15 protein-coding genes and 1 pseudogene are annotated in these 14,617 nt (G+C 69.4%); 1 reads left to right on the top strand and 15 read right to left on the bottom strand.

Annotation, left to right across the window (positions count from 1 at the left end):
* Nucleotides 1-13: 13 nt before the first annotated feature.
* A complete protein-coding gene (gyrA, locus tag G5B46_RS20960) occupies nt 14-2,770 on the bottom strand; it encodes a DNA gyrase subunit A (RefSeq protein ID WP_165262093.1) in 2,757 nt (918 codons plus the stop codon).
* Between the two features lie 114 nt (nt 2,771-2,884).
* On the opposite strand from gyrA, the gene G5B46_RS20955 reads away from it, so the two are divergent.
* Nucleotides 2,885-3,409 (top strand): superoxide dismutase family protein, encoded by a 525-nt coding sequence (locus G5B46_RS20955; protein ID WP_165262091.1) that lies wholly within the window; start codon nt 2,885-2,887, stop codon nt 3,407-3,409.
* 59 nt (nt 3,410-3,468) lie between these two features.
* Here G5B46_RS20955 and G5B46_RS24225 read toward each other — a convergent pair.
* The 14 genes and pseudogenes from G5B46_RS24225 to G5B46_RS20890 all read right to left on the bottom strand — a co-directional run.
* A pseudogene (locus G5B46_RS24225) lies at nt 3,469-3,580 on the bottom strand (hypothetical protein); the annotation flags it as partial.
* Between the two features lie 71 nt (nt 3,581-3,651).
* Nucleotides 3,652-5,562: a LysM peptidoglycan-binding domain-containing protein gene (locus tag G5B46_RS20950; RefSeq protein ID WP_165262089.1), complete on the bottom strand. Its 1,911-nt coding sequence runs from the start codon at nt 5,560-5,562 to the stop codon at nt 3,652-3,654.
* 106 nt (nt 5,563-5,668) lie between these two features.
* A complete protein-coding gene (locus G5B46_RS20945; protein WP_165262087.1) occupies nt 5,669-6,328 on the bottom strand; it encodes a protein-L-isoaspartate(D-aspartate) O-methyltransferase in 660 nt (219 codons plus the stop codon).
* Entirely contained in the window at nt 6,328-7,134 is an 807-nt protein-coding gene (surE, locus tag G5B46_RS20940; RefSeq protein ID WP_165262085.1) for a 5'/3'-nucleotidase SurE, read from the bottom strand. The genes G5B46_RS20945 and surE overlap by 1 nt, the downstream gene beginning before the upstream one ends.
* A complete protein-coding gene (gene serS, locus G5B46_RS20935; RefSeq protein WP_165262083.1) occupies nt 7,131-8,426 on the bottom strand; it encodes a serine--tRNA ligase in 1,296 nt (431 codons plus the stop codon). Before serS ends, surE begins: the two co-directional genes overlap by 4 nt.
* A gap of 83 nt (nt 8,427-8,509) precedes the next feature.
* Nucleotides 8,510-8,803, bottom strand: a complete 294-nt coding sequence (locus G5B46_RS20930) for a type II toxin-antitoxin system RelE/ParE family toxin (RefSeq protein ID WP_165262081.1) — start codon at nt 8,801-8,803, stop codon at nt 8,510-8,512.
* Entirely contained in the window at nt 8,793-9,041 is a 249-nt protein-coding gene (locus G5B46_RS20925) for a type II toxin-antitoxin system ParD family antitoxin (RefSeq protein ID WP_165262079.1), read from the bottom strand. Before G5B46_RS20925 ends, G5B46_RS20930 begins: the two co-directional genes overlap by 11 nt.
* 43 nt (nt 9,042-9,084) lie before the next feature.
* On the bottom strand, nt 9,085-9,984 hold the full coding sequence (tatC, locus tag G5B46_RS20920) for a twin-arginine translocase subunit TatC (protein ID WP_165262077.1): 900 nt from the start codon (nt 9,982-9,984) through the stop codon (nt 9,085-9,087).
* Nucleotides 9,981-10,553 (bottom strand): Sec-independent protein translocase protein TatB, encoded by a 573-nt coding sequence (gene tatB / locus G5B46_RS20915; protein WP_165262075.1) that lies wholly within the window; start codon nt 10,551-10,553, stop codon nt 9,981-9,983. Before tatB ends, tatC begins: the two co-directional genes overlap by 4 nt.
* Before the next feature lie 102 nt (nt 10,554-10,655).
* Entirely contained in the window at nt 10,656-10,880 is a 225-nt protein-coding gene (locus G5B46_RS20910; protein ID WP_058349436.1) for a twin-arginine translocase TatA/TatE family subunit, read from the bottom strand.
* Between the two features lie 136 nt (nt 10,881-11,016).
* The gene (scpB, locus tag G5B46_RS20905; RefSeq protein WP_165262073.1) at nt 11,017-11,682 is read right to left on the bottom strand and encodes an SMC-Scp complex subunit ScpB; all 666 of its coding nucleotides are present in this window, start codon (nt 11,680-11,682) and stop codon (nt 11,017-11,019) included.
* Nucleotides 11,683-11,854: 172 nt separating this feature from the next.
* Nucleotides 11,855-12,679: a ScpA family protein gene (locus G5B46_RS20900; RefSeq protein ID WP_165262071.1), complete on the bottom strand. Its 825-nt coding sequence runs from the start codon at nt 12,677-12,679 to the stop codon at nt 11,855-11,857.
* On the bottom strand, nt 12,676-13,704 hold the full coding sequence (gene nagZ / locus G5B46_RS20895) for a beta-N-acetylhexosaminidase (protein ID WP_165262069.1): 1,029 nt from the start codon (nt 13,702-13,704) through the stop codon (nt 12,676-12,678). Before nagZ ends, G5B46_RS20900 begins: the two co-directional genes overlap by 4 nt.
* 11 nt (nt 13,705-13,715) lie before the next feature.
* Nucleotides 13,716-14,519 (bottom strand): SPOR domain-containing protein, encoded by an 804-nt coding sequence (locus G5B46_RS20890; RefSeq protein ID WP_165262067.1) that lies wholly within the window; start codon nt 14,517-14,519, stop codon nt 13,716-13,718.
* Between the last annotated feature and the right edge of the window lie 98 nt (nt 14,520-14,617).

The following is a 14,617-nucleotide window of genomic DNA, read 5'->3' as shown; positions in this document are numbered from 1 at the left end:
TGCGTTTCCAGACTTACGGGGTCTCATCCGCCCCGCTTGCGTCGTCCTGTCCTTCGTCGCCGCCGGCCTCGGCCAGACGTTCGACGCTCACGACATGCTCGTCGGCCGCCGTGCGGAAGACGGTTACGCCCTGAGTATTCCGCGCTGCAACACGAATTTGCGCGACGGGGCACCGTATCAGCTGACCAGCGTCGGTCACCAGCAGGATTTGATCGCTCTCGTCGACGGGGAACGAGCCCACCAGCTTGCCGCCGCGCTTGGACAGGTCCTGGGCCGCCAGGCCCTGGCCGCCGCGGCCGGTGCGACGGAAATCATAGGCGCTGGTGCGCTTGCCGTAGCCTTCCGACGAGATCGTCAGGATGATCTCTTCGGCCGCGCCCAGTTCGGCGATGCGCTCGACCGTCAGGCTGGCCTCGCCGGCCTCTTCGTCGGTCTCCTCCGGCGCCGGGGCTTCCTCGCCCTCCTCGCCGTTGGCCGCGCGCAGCAAGGCGCGCTGGTGCTTGAGATAGGCGGCGCGCTCGGCCGGGGTGGCGTCGACGCTGCGCAGCACGGCCATCGAGATGACGGTGTCGCCCGAAGCCAGCTTCACGCCGCGAACGCCGGTGGAATCACGGCTGGCGAACACCCGCACCTCGTCGACCGAGAAGCGGATGCAGCGGCCGGCCGCCGTGGTCAGCAGCACGTCCTGGTCGCCGTTGCAGACCGCGACGCCGACGATGCCGTCGCCTTCGTCCAGCTTCATGGCGATCTTGCCGTTGCGGCGGACGTCGACGAAGTCGCTCAGCTTGTTGCGACGCACGCTGCCCGAGCGGGTGGCGAACATCACGTCCAGGCCGTCCCAGGTGGCCTCGTCCTCGGGCAGGGTCAGGATCGAGGTGATGGTCTCGCCCGGCTCGATCGGCAGCAGGTTGACGAACGCCTTGCCGCGCGAATTGGCGGCGCCCAGCGGCAGGCGCCACACCTTCATCTTGTAGACCTTGCCGCCCGAGGTGAAGAACAGCAGGGGCGCGTGGGTCGAGGCCGAGAACACGCGGGTGACGGCGTCCTCGTCCTTGGTGGCCATGCCGGACTTGCCTTTGCCGCCCCGGTGCTGGGTGCGGTAGTTGGCCAGCGGGGTGCGCTTGACGTAGCCGCCCATGGTGACGGTGATCACCATGTCCTCGCGGACGATCAGGTCCTCGTCTTCCACGTCGGCGTCGCCGTCGACGATCTGGCTGCGGCGCGGGATGGCGAACTTGTCCTTCACCTCGACCAACTCTTCGCGGACCACGGCCATGATGTTGGCGCGGTCGGAGAGCAGCTCGAGATAGCCGCGGATGGCTTCGGCGAGGGCCTCGGCCTCGTTGCCGATCTCGTCACGGCCAAGGCCGGTCAGGCGCGACAGGGTCAGGGCCAGGATGGCGCGCGCCTGCTCGTCGGTCAGGCGGATGAAGCCGCCGTCTTCCTGCACCGAGCGCGGGTCGGCGATCAGCTCGACCAGGGGCAGCATATCGCCCATCGGCCAGGCCTTGGCCACCAGGCGCTCGCGCGCCTCGGCCGGGTCCTTGGACGAGCGGATGATGTGGATGAACTCGTCGATATTGGCCACCGCGATGGCCAGGCCGACCAGCACGTGGCCGCGGTCGCGGGCCTTGCCCAGCTCGAACTTGGTGCGGCGGACAACGACTTCCTCGCGGAACTCGACGAACACTTCCAGGAGCTTGCGCAGGCCCATCTGCTCGGGACGGCCGCGGTTCAGGGCCAGCATGTTGACGCCGAACGAGCTTTGCAGCGCCGTGAAGCGATAGAGCTGGTTGAGGATCACCTCGCCCGAGGCGTCGCGCTTGAGCTCGACCACGATGCGCATGCCGTCGCGGTTGGACTCGTCGCGGATGTCGGCGACGCCCTCGATCTTCTTGTCGCGGACCAGCTCGGCGATGTGCTCGACGAGGTTGGCCTTGTTCACCTGATACGGGATCTCGGTGATGATGATGGCTTCGCGGCCGGTGCGGATCTCGTCGACGCTGGCCACGCCGCGCATCACGACCGAGCCGCGGCCGGTGAGCAGCGCGTTGCGCGGCGGCGAGCGGCCGATGATCTCGCCGCCGGTCGGGAAGTCCGGACCGGGCACGAGGTCGAGCAGTTGGTCGGTGGTGACCTCGGGCTCGTCGATCAGCAGCAGGCAGGCGTCGATGACTTCGCCCAGATTGTGCGGCGGAATGTTGGTGGCCATGCCGACGGCGATGCCGCCCGCGCCGTTGACCAGCAGGTTGGGGATCCGCGACGGCAGGACGGTGGGTTCCTGCTCCTTGCCGTCGTAGTTGTCGGCGAAGTCGACCGTGTTCTTGTCGAGGTCGGCCAGCAGCGACATGGCCGGCGGCGCCATGCGGCACTCGGTGTATCGCATGGCGGCGGGCATATCGCCGTCGACCGAGCCGAAGTTGCCCTGGCCGTCGATGAGCACCAGGCCCATCGAGAACGACTGCGTCATGCGCACCAGGGTGAAGTAGATCGAGGCGTCGCCGTGCGGGTGATACTTACCCATGACGTCACCGACGACGCGGGCCGACTTGACGTACGGGCGCTCGGGCGTCTGGCCCTGCTCGTGCATCGAGAACAGCACCCGGCGGTGCACCGGCTTGAGGCCGTCGCGCGCGTCCGGAAGGGCGCGGCTGACGATGACGCTCATCGCGTAGTCGAGGTACGAACGGCGCAGTTCGTCCTCGATGTTGATCGGGGCGATGTCTCCGCGCGGCCCTTCGGGAGGCAGAGTGTTTTGATCGTCGCTCAAGGGGATTTTTCGCCGTCAGAATCGAACACGGAACAGTCGGAAACAGTTAGCATTCTGACACGGACGGCGCCACCTTCGCCGCCCCAACGTTCCTAAGCGAACCGGAGCAGTTTCATGCGTCTGACCGCCCTCTTCCTCGCCGCCGGCCTCGCGGCCGCCACCACGGCCTCGGCCGCCGATGCGCCCGCTGTCGCGACCGCCGAGATCAAGGGCGCCGACGGCAAGACCATCGGAACCGGGACGATCACCGAAGCTCCGCACGGCGTGCTGCTGAAGATCGAGGCCAAGGGCCTGACGCCCGGCTGGCACGGCCTGCACTTCCACGAGAAGGGCGACTGCGGCACGCCCGACTTCAAGTCGGCCGGCGCTCACGTGCACACGACCACCACGGTGGTCCACGGCCTGCTGAACCCGAACGGCAACGACAACGGCGACCTGCCCAACCTCTACGCCGCCGCCGACGGCGTGGCGGTGACCGAGGTGTTCTCGCCCCTGGTGTCGCTGAAGGGCGCGGGCGGCCGCCCCGCCCTGCTGGACGCCGACGGCTCGGCCATCGTCATCCACGCCAGCCCCGACGACCACACCAGCCAGCCGATCGGCGGCGCCGGCGCGCGCAGCGCATGCGGGGTGGTGAAGTAGGCCAGGCTCTGCCGCCCCTCGCCTGCCCCACATGCGTCATCCCGGAAAGCCCGCAGGGCTTATCCGGGACCCAGGGGACCGGGCGTTGTGCGCAACCTTTTCCCCAGACGGACGCCGGCGCACTGCGGTGGCCCCTGGGTCCCGGCTCTCCGCTACGCTACGGCCGGGATGACGAAGTTTGAGCCAAAGAAAAAGGCCTCCGGGGCGTCCCGGAGGCCTTTTGCATATCCAGCGAGAGAACCCTAGCGCGGCAGCACCAGGCCCGGATCGATCGGCTTGGCCTTGTCCTTCGGGGTCGGGGCGTAGCGGACCTCGAAGTGCAGCTGGGGCTCGTTGACGCCGCCGGTCTGGCCGACCGTGCCGAGCTGTTCGCCCTGGCCGACCTGCTGGCGCATCTTCACGTCGGTGGTGGCCAGGTGGGCGTAGGCCGTGACCCAGCCGTCGGCGTGCTTGACCAGCACGAGGTTGCCGAAGCCCGGCACCTGGTTGCCGGCGTAGACCACCTCGCCCGAGGCGGCGGCCTTGACCGGCGCGCCGGCCGAGGCGCGGATGTTGAGGCCGTCGTTGCGCTGGCCCGTGCCCTTGGGGCCGAAGTCCGAGATGGTCTCGCCGCGCACCGGCCAGACGAAGCGGCCACGGCCGGCGGCCGTGATCTCGGCCTCGGTCGGCGGGGCGCTGCTCTCGATGATCGGACGCGACGGGGCCGGCGGCGGGGTGATCGGCTGGGCCGAGACCGGCGCGCTGGGACGCGGATAGCTGGAGGACGAGCCCGACGGCGTGTACGGGCGCGGGCTGGACGGCAGGCCGCTGGTCGACGGCCCGGGGGCCGGCGAGGCGCCGATCGGCGCCTGGGCGGTCGTGGTCGGAGCCGGGGTCGAGGGACGCGGCGCGGGCGTGGTCACCGTCGTGCGGACCGGGCCGCGGTCCTTGTAGCCGTCGGGCAGGACGACCTTCTGGCCCTTCTTCACCGACGCGCCGGTGCGCAGGTTGTTCTCCTTGGCCAGCGCCGAGACGCTGACGTTGAAGCGCTTGGCGATGCCGGCCAGGGTGTCGCCGCTTTCGGCCACATAGGCCTTGTCGGTGGTGGCCGGGCCTTTGAGCTTCTGGCCCGGACGGATCACGTACGGGGCCTTCAGGTCGTTGTCCTCGACCAGGTCCTTGCGGGTGGTGCCAAGATCGCGGGCGATCGAGTCGATGGCGTCGCCCGACTTCACGGTGTGGATCTTCGGCTTGCCCGCGACCTCGATCACCTTGCCGGTGATGCTGACGGTCGTGGTGGTGGTCGCGGCGGGCGTGGGCTCGTCGTCGACCACGGGGCGCGACGGCGGCGGGGCCGCGGCCGGGCGCGAACCGATCGGCGGGGCCGAGGCGGTCGGCGTGCGGGTCGGCGCGGGCGCGGCCCCGGCCAGGGTGGACGAGCCGCCCGGAACGGGCTGCATCACCGTGGTCTTGGACGGACCCTTGTCCTTGTAGCCTTCCGGCAGGCGGATCTTCTGGCCGGCGCGGATCGAGGCGCCGGTCGACAGGTCGTTCTCCTCGGCCAGGGCGGCCGGGGTGACGCCGAAGCGGCGCGAGATGGCGCTGAGGGTGTCGCCGCTCTCGACGACATAGGCTTTGGCCTTGGTCGAGGGGCCCTTCAGCTTCTGCCCCGGCTTCAGGCGATAGGGCTCTTCCAGGTCGTTCAGCTTGGCCAGCTCGACGCGCGAGATGCCCATCTTGCGGCCGATGGCGTCGAGGCCGTCGCCCGACTGGACGGTGTAGGTCTGCGGGCCGCCGCTGACGTCGACGACCTTGCCGCCGGTGGTGGTCACCACGACCGGACGCATGGCCGGCGCCTGTTGCACGGGAGCCGGCGCCGGGATCGGACGGCTGTCGGCCGGCGGCGGGGGCGGCGGCGGAATGTCGGAGGGCACGGGTGCCAGCGGCTGGCTGGACACCGCGCCGGCGGCGACCGGCGCGGTCACCGGCGGGGCGTCGTCCTCAGGCGGCTGGGCGGCCGGCGGCGGGGTCTGAGCGGCGGGCGGAGCCTGGACGAGCGGCGGGCTGACGCCGGCGTCGGCGCGGGTGGGATACTGGGCGCCGGTCGTCTCGCAGGCCGCGAGCGTTCCAGCCGTCAGCGCGATCACCGCCGCTTGCGTCCACAACTGCCTCATGACCTCTCCTTTCCTCGCGGAGCCTTCAAGCTCGCCGCCGCAAGGGTGAATCAAACCTTAACCAAACACGCGCGACGTCACCGAACCTGTGGACGCCAGGCCCGCTCTACTCGCGGGCGACGCCTTCCAGGATCGGGACGAAACGCACGTCGCACAGGGCTTCGACCGTGAAGCCCCCCTTCCCGTCGCCGGCATAGCGGCGGAGGCTCTGGACCGGCCCACGTCCAACGGGCGCGACGAGCACGCCGTTGGGCTTGAGCTGGGCCAGGAGCCCCTTAGGCTCTTCCTGCGCCGCAGCCGTGACCATAATACGGTCAAAAGGCGCCTGCTCGCGCCAGCCTTCCCAGCCGTCGCCGAACTTGGTGATGACGTTGGTCAGGCCCAGGGTCGCAAAGCGCGCCTCGGCCTCCTTCATCAGGGTGCGATAGCGCTCGACCGTATAGACGAGGCGCGACACCCGGCTGAGGATCGCCGTCTGGTAGCCCGAGCCGGTGCCGATCTCGAGCACGCGACAGCGCGGCTCGACCGTCAGGGCCTGGGTCATCAGGCCGACGATGAACGGCTGGCTGATGGTCTGGCCGCAGGCGATCGGCAGGGCCGAATCCTCCCACGACCGCTCCTTGAAGAGGTCGGGCGTGAACAGGTCGCGCGGGGTCTTCTCGATCGCCGACAGCACGCCGGGATCGGTCACCCCCTGGGCGCGCAGGGCGTCGAGCAGCCGCTTCAGCAGCGCTTCTGGCGTTTCCGGGCGCTTGGCGCTCGCCATCACAGGCCAGGCTCCGGCTTGGAGGCGAGTTTGGGCGGCGCCCCGCCCAGCACGCCCTTGAGGGCCGCGACGGTGGCGTTGTGCGTCAGGTCGATATGCAGGGGCGTCACCGAGATGCGCCCTTCGTAAACGGCCTTCAGATCGGTGCCCTCCGGCGGATTGGACGGCTTGGCGGTGAAGCCCGTCCAGTAGTAGTCGCGACCGCGCAGGTCGGTCCGCTTTTCAATGCGCCGCAAGTGCGAGTCGCGGAAGCCTTGCCGGGTCACTTCCACGGCATCGACGCGCTCGGGCGGGATCGGCGGGAAGTTGACGTTCATCACCACGTCCGACGGCCAGCCCACTTCCAGAAGGCGGCGCACGATGCCCGGCGCGAAATGCTCGGCCGTTTCCCAGTGGGCGACGACCTCGTCGGCGAAATAGGTCATGGCCTGCGACAGGGCGATGGACGGAACGCCCAGCACCATGCCTTCGATGGCGCCGGCCACGGTGCCCGACAGGGTGACGTCCTCGGCCAGGTTCTGGCCGCGGTTGACGCCCGACAGGACCAGGTCGGGCCGCGCGCCCTGCACCAGTTCCTGGAACGCCAGCGCCACGCAGTCGGTAGGGGTGCCTTCGACGGCGAACCGACGCTCGCTGATCTTCCTCACGCGCAGCGGGTCGGCCAGGGTCAGGGCGCGGCTGGCGCCCGACTGCTCGTATTCCGGCGCGACGACCCAGACGTCGTCCGACAGGGCCGCGGCGATGCGCTCCAGGGACGCAAGCCCCGGAGCGTGAATGCCATCGTCGTTGGTGAGGAGGATCCTCACGCAGCGCCCCCGATGTGGGTCAGGCCGCCCATGTAGGGCTGCAGCACGGCCGGGATGGCGATGCGGCCGGCTTCGTCCTGGTAGTTCTCGAGCACGGCCACCAGGGTGCGGCCGACGGCCAGGCCCGAGCCGTTCAGGGTGTGGACGTAGTGCGTGCCCTTCTCGCCGGCCTTCTTGTAGCGGGCGTCCATGCGGCGGGCCTGGAAGTCGCCGCAGTTGGAGCACGAGCTGATCTCGCGATAGGTCGCCTGGCTGGGCAGCCAGACTTCCAGGTCGTAGGTCTTGCGGGCGCCGAAGCCCATGTCGCCCTTGCACAGCAGCATGGTGCGGAACGGCAGCTCCAGCTTCTTCAGCACGGCCTCGGCGCACTCGACCATGCGCTCGTGCTCGGCTTCAGACTGGTCGGGCGTCGTGACCGAGACCAGCTCGACCTTCTGGAACTGGTGCTGGCGGATCATGCCGCGGGTGTCGCGGCCCGAGGCGCCGGCCTCCGAACGGAAGCAGTAGGTCAGGGCCGTGAGGCGCAGCGGCAGCTCTTCCTCGCCGGTGATCTGCTCGCGCACGAGGTTGGTCAGGGAGACCTCGGCGGTGGGGATCAGCCAGTGGTCGCCCGTGGTGCGGAACAGATCCTCGGCGAACTTGGGCAGTTGGCCCGTGCCGAACAGAGCGTCGTCCTTGACCAGCACCGGCGGGCTGACCTCGGTGTAGCCGTGCTCGACCGTCTGCAGGTCGAGCATGAACTGGCCGAGCGCGCGTTCGAGCCGGGCGATCTCCTTCTTGAGCACCACGAAGCGCGCGCCGCTCATGCGGGCGGCGGCCTCGAAATCCATGCCGCCCAGGGCCGCGCCCAGGTCGACGTGATCCTTGGGAGCGTTCAGGCGGCCGGCCGGCAGCTTGGCGGCGTCGCCCCAGCGGCGCTGCTCGACATTGCCCGCCTCGTCCTCGCCTTCGGGCACTTCGGCGGCGGGAATGTTGGGCAAGGACGCCAGCAGGTCCTTCAGCTTGGCGCCGACGAGATGCTCTTCTTCCGAGGCCTCGGCCATGCGGCCCTTGAGCGCCTCGACCTCGGCCATCAGGCGGGCGGCTTCGGCCTCGTCCTTCTTGGCCTTGGCCATGCCGATCAGCTTGGAGCTCTCGTTGCGCTTGGCCTGGGCTTCCTGCAGGGCGGTCTGGGCCGCGCGCAGCTGGGCGTCGAGCTTGACGGCTTCCGACGCCGCGCCCGACCGCCCCTTGGCCGACCAGGCGGCTTCATAGGCTTCGGTATTTTCGCGGATGGCCTTGATGTCGTGCATCGGAATGAGCTCGGCAGGAAGTCGTTAAGAAACGCCCTTCTCTAAGGCGCGTCGGCAAGGGCGCCAACCTTTTCGCGCGGCGTTCAGCCGACGGGATCGACACTCCAATCCTCGTGAGCATGCCGAACACGCAGCACACGCACGTCGTGACCGTCCAGCATGTAGACGATGATGTGCGCCTTGTAGGAATGGACGCGAACCGGAGGCGTAATGTCGGAGCGTTCGGGAGCGGCCCGAGGAAAGGCTTCCAGGAAGCCGAAGACCTCTTCAAGGCCCGCGTGATAGCGCTCGGCCTGCTGCCGGCCCAAAGCGCGTACGCCTTCGATATAGATATCGACGAGATCGTCCCTGGCTCGGCGGCTGAGCCTATAGGCCAAGTGCGCAGGCCCGCGCCCGGGCGATATCGAGGATCTCGGACATGCCATGCTCGCTGTCGCCGGACGCCAAGGCCTCGTCAACCAGCACCTGCATGGCCTGGATCTTGGCGTGGCGCGCCCGATCACGCTCGATCAGGTCCCGCACATAGTCTGCGGGCGTGTCGTAGCGATCGGTTCGGGCCTGCTCCTCGACCCAATCCTTGTCCGCTTTCGACAAAGAGACGTTCATCGTCGCCATGACGTCAGCCTGGGACCGACGGTCTGGATTGTCAAACGACAGCCTAGACCGCCACGACGTCCGTGCTCTCCTCGGCCTCGCGCTTGGCGCGGCCGCGCTCGATGATCCAGACGCACCAGATGCCGATCTCGTAGAGCAGGCACATGGGGATCGCCAGGGTCAGCTGGCTGATGGGATCGGGCGGGGTCAGGATGGCGGCGGCGATGAACACGCCGACGATGGCGTAGCGACGGCCCGCGCGCAGCATCTTGGAGTCGATGATGCCCGCCATGCCCAGAAGCGACACGACCACCGGCAGTTGGAAGCACAGGCCGAAGGCCAGCAGCAGCGACGTCACCAGGGTCAGGTAGTCCGAAACCTTGGGCAGCAGCTCGACCGAGATGCCCGCGCCGAAGATCTGCTGGTTCATCGAGAACCAGACGATGAACGGCAGCATCACGTAGTAGACCAGCGCCGCGCCCATCAGGAACAGCACCGGCGAGGCGACCAGGAACGGCAGGAAGGCCTTGCGCTCGTTCTTGTAGAGACCCGGCGCGACGAAACGATAGAGCTGCCAGGCCAGCACCGGGAAGGTGACGACCACGGCGCCGAACGCCGACAGCTTCAGCTTGGTGAAGAACTGCTCCAGCAGCGCGGTGAACACGAACTTCTGGTGCGCCACGTCGACCGGCGCGTCCTTGAGGCCAACCAGCACCATGATCAGGTCGAAGGGGTTGTGGTGCGCGCCGTTCTTGCTGGCCGCGACCATGCCGGCGGCCACCTCGAACGGGTGGATCAGGAACAGGAAGAGCTGGGTCGAGAACGCGAAGCAGACGCCGAAGCCGACGAACAGCGCCACGACGCAGACGATCAGCCGCGAGCGCAGTTCGGTCAGGTGCTCGAGCAGCGGGGCGCGCGAGGCCTCGATCTCGTCTTCGGGATCATGTCCGATCGAATTGGTCACGAAACGATGTCCGAGCTGGAGGCGGCGGCCTTGGCGGCGCGCTTGCGGGCAGGCTTGGCGGCGACGCCGACATCCTTGGAGGCGGCCTTGGCGCGCGGCTTCTTGGCGACGATCTCGACGGTCGGCTCGGCGACGGCCTTGGGCGCGCGCTTGCGGGCCGGCTTGGCCGGCGGCTCCAGCGTCGCGGCCGCATCGGCCTGCGGCTCGGCGACCGGCTCGGGATTGTGGGCGGCGTAAGGATGGGCCTGCACCGAACCGCTGTTCAGGCTGGCGTCGATGTCGGCGAACACCTGGTCGACGCCGGCGTCCTTGGCCTCGTCGACAGCGCTCTGCACCGGATTGGCGTACTGGCCGGCGCGCATGGCCTCGACCTCGCGGCGAAGCTCGTCGAGCTCCGACTGGCGGGCCATCTCGTCGAAGCTGGCGCGGAACTCATTGGCCATGCCGCGGATCTTGCCGACGAACTGGCCCAGCTTGCGCAGAAGAACAGGCAGATCCTTGGGGCCGACCACGATCAGGGCGACCGCGGCGATGACCAGGAGTTCTGCGCCGCCGATATCAGGAAGCATGCAACCGCCTCAGACCGGCCCGGCTCTCCGCGGAGGGCCTGGGCCGCGCAGTATGAAAAACGCGGCCGCGCCCTCGTTTCGGAAGGCGCGGCTAGACTGACCTTACGACTTGCGCAGGTCTTCCTTCTCGGCCTCGGTGCGCGGCAGGGCGCCGGTCGACTTGTTGTCGGCCACTTCCTGGCTGCTGTCGTCCTTCAGGCCGTCCTTGAACGCCTTGATGCCCTTGGCGGCGTCACCCATGATCCCGGACAGCTTGCCGCGACCGCCGAAAAGCAGGGCGACGACCGCGATCACGATCACCCAGTGAATCCAGCTCATGCTACCCATAACGGCGGTGCTCCTTGCGACAGCGGCGCTTTAGCCGCTGCGGCGTGTCGTTACAATGTCTCAGATAATATAGGCGTCCGCGTGGCGTGGAGCCAAGCGGAACGGAATGCGGCGATTGCGCCCCGGCCAAGACAGGCTAGGCCTTGTCGCTTCCCTCCAGTTCGCCGAGGAAATCCTGTGCGAATTCCGGGGTCTCGCCCTCGTCGAGCGGATCCTCGCCCTCGTCGTCGCGCAGCCCCAGCGGATCGGGAACGGTGAAGCCCGGCGGCAGGTTGAGGTCGAGCAGGCCCGCGGCCTTCATCTCGGCCACGCCCGGCAGGTCACCCAGATTCGCCAGGCCGTAGTGCTCGAGGAAGGCGTCGGTGGTGCCGAAGGTCACAGGCCGGCCCGGCGTGCGGCGCCGCCCCCGCATGCGGATCAGGCCCAGCTCCAGCAGCACGTCCAGCGTGCCGCGGCTGGCCTGCACGCCACGCACGGCCTCGATCTCGGCTCGGGTCACGGGCTGGTGGTAGGCGACGATGGCCAGGGTTTCCTGGGCGGCCTTGGACAGGCGCCGCGGCTCCTCGCGCTCCTCGGTCATCAGGAAGGCAAGGTCGGCGGCGGTCTGGAAACGCCAGCGGCCGGCCACCTCGACGAGCTCGATCCCCCGCCCGCCCCAGGTCAGCCGCAGGTCGGCGATCCCCTGGCGGATGTCGGCGCCGTCGGGCAGGCGCTTGGCCAGATCCTGGACGCTCAGCGGCTCGGCCGCCGCGAACAACAGGGCCTCGATGCAGCGTTCGGTGAAGATGGGGTCGAGGGTCATGCGCTGTGCGGGCCGATGACGAGGAACCTCCCCCCGTGGGGGAGGCGATCGCGCAGCGATCGGTGGGGGGACGTAGCTTGGAAATTCGCCGGCGCCGAAGAGGCTGAAAACTCCCCCCCACCGGCCTTCGGCCGCCTCCCCCACGGGGGGAGGTTCCTGGAAGCGGCCAACATCACAACAGCCCCTCCCCGCCATCGGTCCGGGTGCGCAGGTAGATCTCCTCGAACGCGCCCATCTGGCGGACGGTCAGCGCGCCCTCCTTGGCCAGCTCCAGGCTGGCCGACAGGGTCGAGGCCAGGTAGCTGGCGGGCGTTGGGCCTTCGGGGTCTTCCTCCCAGCGTTCGACGGGGGCGACGCCGGACAGGGCGGTCCACTCCTCCATCCTCGGCAGGAAGGTGCGCAGGCGGTCGCGGGCGTCTTCCAGCGGATAGGCCTGGGGCGGACGCGGGGCGTAGTGGCGACCGTGCTCGCGCTTTCGCTGGCTGATATAGGCGCTCATCAGCGCGTAGAGATCGCCCTCGAAGCGGGTCGAGGAGACGATCTTCACCGCGTCCGGATCGCCGCGCATGAAGACCTCGCGCTTGAGCTGGGGCCGCTCCTTCAGCGCTTCGACCGAACGGCGCATGGCGTCCAGCTTGGCCAGGCGAAAGGCCAGTTGGGCGGCCATCTCCTCGGCCGGCGGCTCCTCGGCCTTGGGGCGCTCGGGCTTGGGCAGCAGCAGGCGCGATTTCAGGTAGGCCAGCCAGGCGGCCATCACCAGGTAGTCGGCGGCCAGCGAGAAGCGCACCCGGCGGGCCTGCTGCACGAAGGCTAGGTACTGCTCGGCCAGGCGGGTGATCGACAGCTGCAGCAGGTCGACCTTCTGGTTTCGCGCCAGGGCCAGCAGAACGTGCAGCGGCCCTTCGTAGCCATCGATGTCGATGACCAGGGCCGCGCCGTCTTCGGCCGCCTCCCGGGCGGCCGCGAAGTCGAATGTGGGCTGAAAGCCCGTGCTCACCCGGCGTACCGGCCGTCGAAGGCGGCGTCGAAGCGGGCGCGGGCCTCGGCGGGATCGAAGGGTTCGGGAACCTTGACCAGACGCCCCATGACCGCCTGGGCGCGGCGGCGGGCTTCCTTGGACAGCTTGCCGACGCCGGCCATCACGGCCTTCATCTCGTCCATGTCGCCGTTGCAGTGCAGGACGACGTCGCAGCCGGCCGACAGGCTGTCCTTGGCGCGCTGCTTGAAGTCGCCCGACAGCGCCTTCATCGACAGGTCGTCGCTCATCAGCAGGCCGTCAAAGCCCAGCGAGCCGCGGATGATCTGCTTGATGGCCTTCTTGGAGGTGGTCGCCGGACGGCGGCGATCGATGGCCGTGTAGACAACGTGGGCGGTCATCGCCATCGGCATGTCCGACAGCACCCGGAACGGGGCGAAGTCGCGCGCGTCGAGCTCGGCCAGCTTGGCCTTCACCACCGGCAGTTCCAGGTGGCTGTCGCTCATGGCGCGGCCGTGGCCGGGGATGTGCTTGATGATCGGCAGCACGCCGCCGGCCAGAAGGCCCTCGGCGGCGGCGCGGCCCAAGGTCGCCACCTGCTCGGGCGTGTCGCCATAGGCGCGGTCGCCGATGATCTCGTGGCCCTTGGGATCGGGCACGTCCAGCACCGGCACGCAGTCGACGTTGATCCCCAGCGAGGTCAGGTCGTGGGCGATCAGGCGCGCGCCCAGGCGGGTGATCTCGCGCGCGACCAGCGGGTCGTTGGCGACGAGTTCGCCATAGGCGCGGCCCGGCGGATACTTGTTCCAGTGCGGCGGCTGCAGGCGGGCGACGCGGCCGCCCTCCTGGTCGATCAGGATCGGCGCGTCGGGGCGGCCGACCGTATCGCGCAGCGCGGCGGTCAGCTTGCGAACCTGGTCGGGCGTGTCGATGTTGCGCTTGAAGAGGATGAAGCCCCAGGGCCGCACGTCGCGGAAGAAGGCGGCTTCCTCGGCCGACAGGACGGTCCCGGCGCAGCCGAGGATGGCGGCGGACGACGTGCTCATGGGCCCCTCGCCTACTTCACGAAGCAGGATTTGCCGGCGGCGCTCAGGGCGTCGCAGAACGCCTTGGCGTCGGCGCGGCTGGAGAAGCCCGTGACCGAGGTGCGGTAGAGGGTCGAGCCGTTCTTGTCGATCGCCTCGACCTTCTTGCCTTTGCCGGCGGCCAGGCCCGGCGCGATGCGGGCGGCGTCGTTCCAGGCCTTGTCGGCCAGGGCGGTCGACGACAGGGCGCCGATCTGGACGCTGGCCGGACCCGAGGCGGCGGCGGCCGGCTTGGGCGCGGCGACGGGCGCCGGCTTGGGCGGCGCGACGGCGGCGGTGGCCAGGCTTTCGATGCTGGGCGCCGGCGCGGGCTTGGCGGCCGGCTTGGCCGCGGGCGGCGCGGCCACGGGAGCGCTGGGCGCCGTGGCGGCGGGCTTGGCCGGCGGCAGGCTGGCGCTCTGCACCGGAGCGGCCGGCGGCGGCGCGGTCGGACGGGCCATCGGCTCTTCCGGCGGCGCGGCGTAGGTCGGCGAGGCCGTCGGGTTCTCGTGGCTGTAGATCTGCAGGCCGGCGGCTTCGTCGGGCTTGTTCTGGTCAGGCGCCGGGGCGGCCTTCATCTCGGCCACCGGCTCGCCCACGGTGCGCGGCGGCTCGTTGGGGCCGCGGATGCCGTTGCGGTAGATCAGGAAAACGGCCACCAGCAGGGTGCCCAGCACCACGGCGCTGATGATCAGGGTCAGCGGCAAGGGCCGCGACCCGCGCACCGGCTGGCGCGCATCGAACGAAAGCGGCGCATCGGTGGGCGGCGCATAGGCGCCGCGGTGCGGGTCGGACATCGAAAAAGGCTCCAGAATTCCGGCGCGCGTTCACCATGTGCGAATCACGCGCGCAAGTTCCTACTCTACTGGACCCGATGGCCGTTCAGAACTGTCGC

Source organism: Caulobacter sp. 602-2 (assembly GCF_011043625.1).
Taxonomy (GTDB): domain Bacteria; phylum Pseudomonadota; class Alphaproteobacteria; order Caulobacterales; family Caulobacteraceae; genus Caulobacter.
The sequence above is the reverse complement of the archived record's forward strand: the minus strand, read 5'-3'. Positions and strand labels throughout refer to the sequence as shown.

Bases quoted from the DNA above. Each gene is read 5' to 3' on its own strand.
- G5B46_RS20955 (WP_165262091.1), top strand. From the start codon at position 2,885: ATGCGTCTGACCGCCCTCTTCCTCGCCGCCGGCCTCGCGGCCGCCACC.
- G5B46_RS20950 (WP_165262089.1), bottom strand. From the start codon at position 5,562: ATGAGGCAGTTGTGGACGCAAGCGGCGGTGATCGCGCTGACGGCTGGA.
- G5B46_RS20945 (WP_165262087.1), bottom strand. From the start codon at position 6,328: ATGGCGAGCGCCAAGCGCCCGGAAACGCCAGAAGCGCTGCTGAAGCGG.
- serS (WP_165262083.1), bottom strand. From the start codon at position 8,426: ATGCACGACATCAAGGCCATCCGCGAAAATACCGAAGCCTATGAAGCC.
- G5B46_RS20925 (WP_165262079.1), bottom strand. From the start codon at position 9,041: ATGGCGACGATGAACGTCTCTTTGTCGAAAGCGGACAAGGATTGGGTC.
- tatB (WP_165262075.1), bottom strand. From the start codon at position 10,553: ATGCTTCCTGATATCGGCGGCGCAGAACTCCTGGTCATCGCCGCGGTC.
- G5B46_RS20910 (WP_058349436.1), bottom strand. From the start codon at position 10,880: ATGGGTAGCATGAGCTGGATTCACTGGGTGATCGTGATCGCGGTCGTC.
- scpB (WP_165262073.1), bottom strand. From the start codon at position 11,682: ATGACCCTCGACCCCATCTTCACCGAACGCTGCATCGAGGCCCTGTTG.
- nagZ (WP_165262069.1), bottom strand. From the start codon at position 13,704: ATGAGCACGTCGTCCGCCGCCATCCTCGGCTGCGCCGGGACCGTCCTG.
- G5B46_RS20890 (WP_165262067.1), bottom strand. From the start codon at position 14,519: ATGTCCGACCCGCACCGCGGCGCCTATGCGCCGCCCACCGATGCGCCG.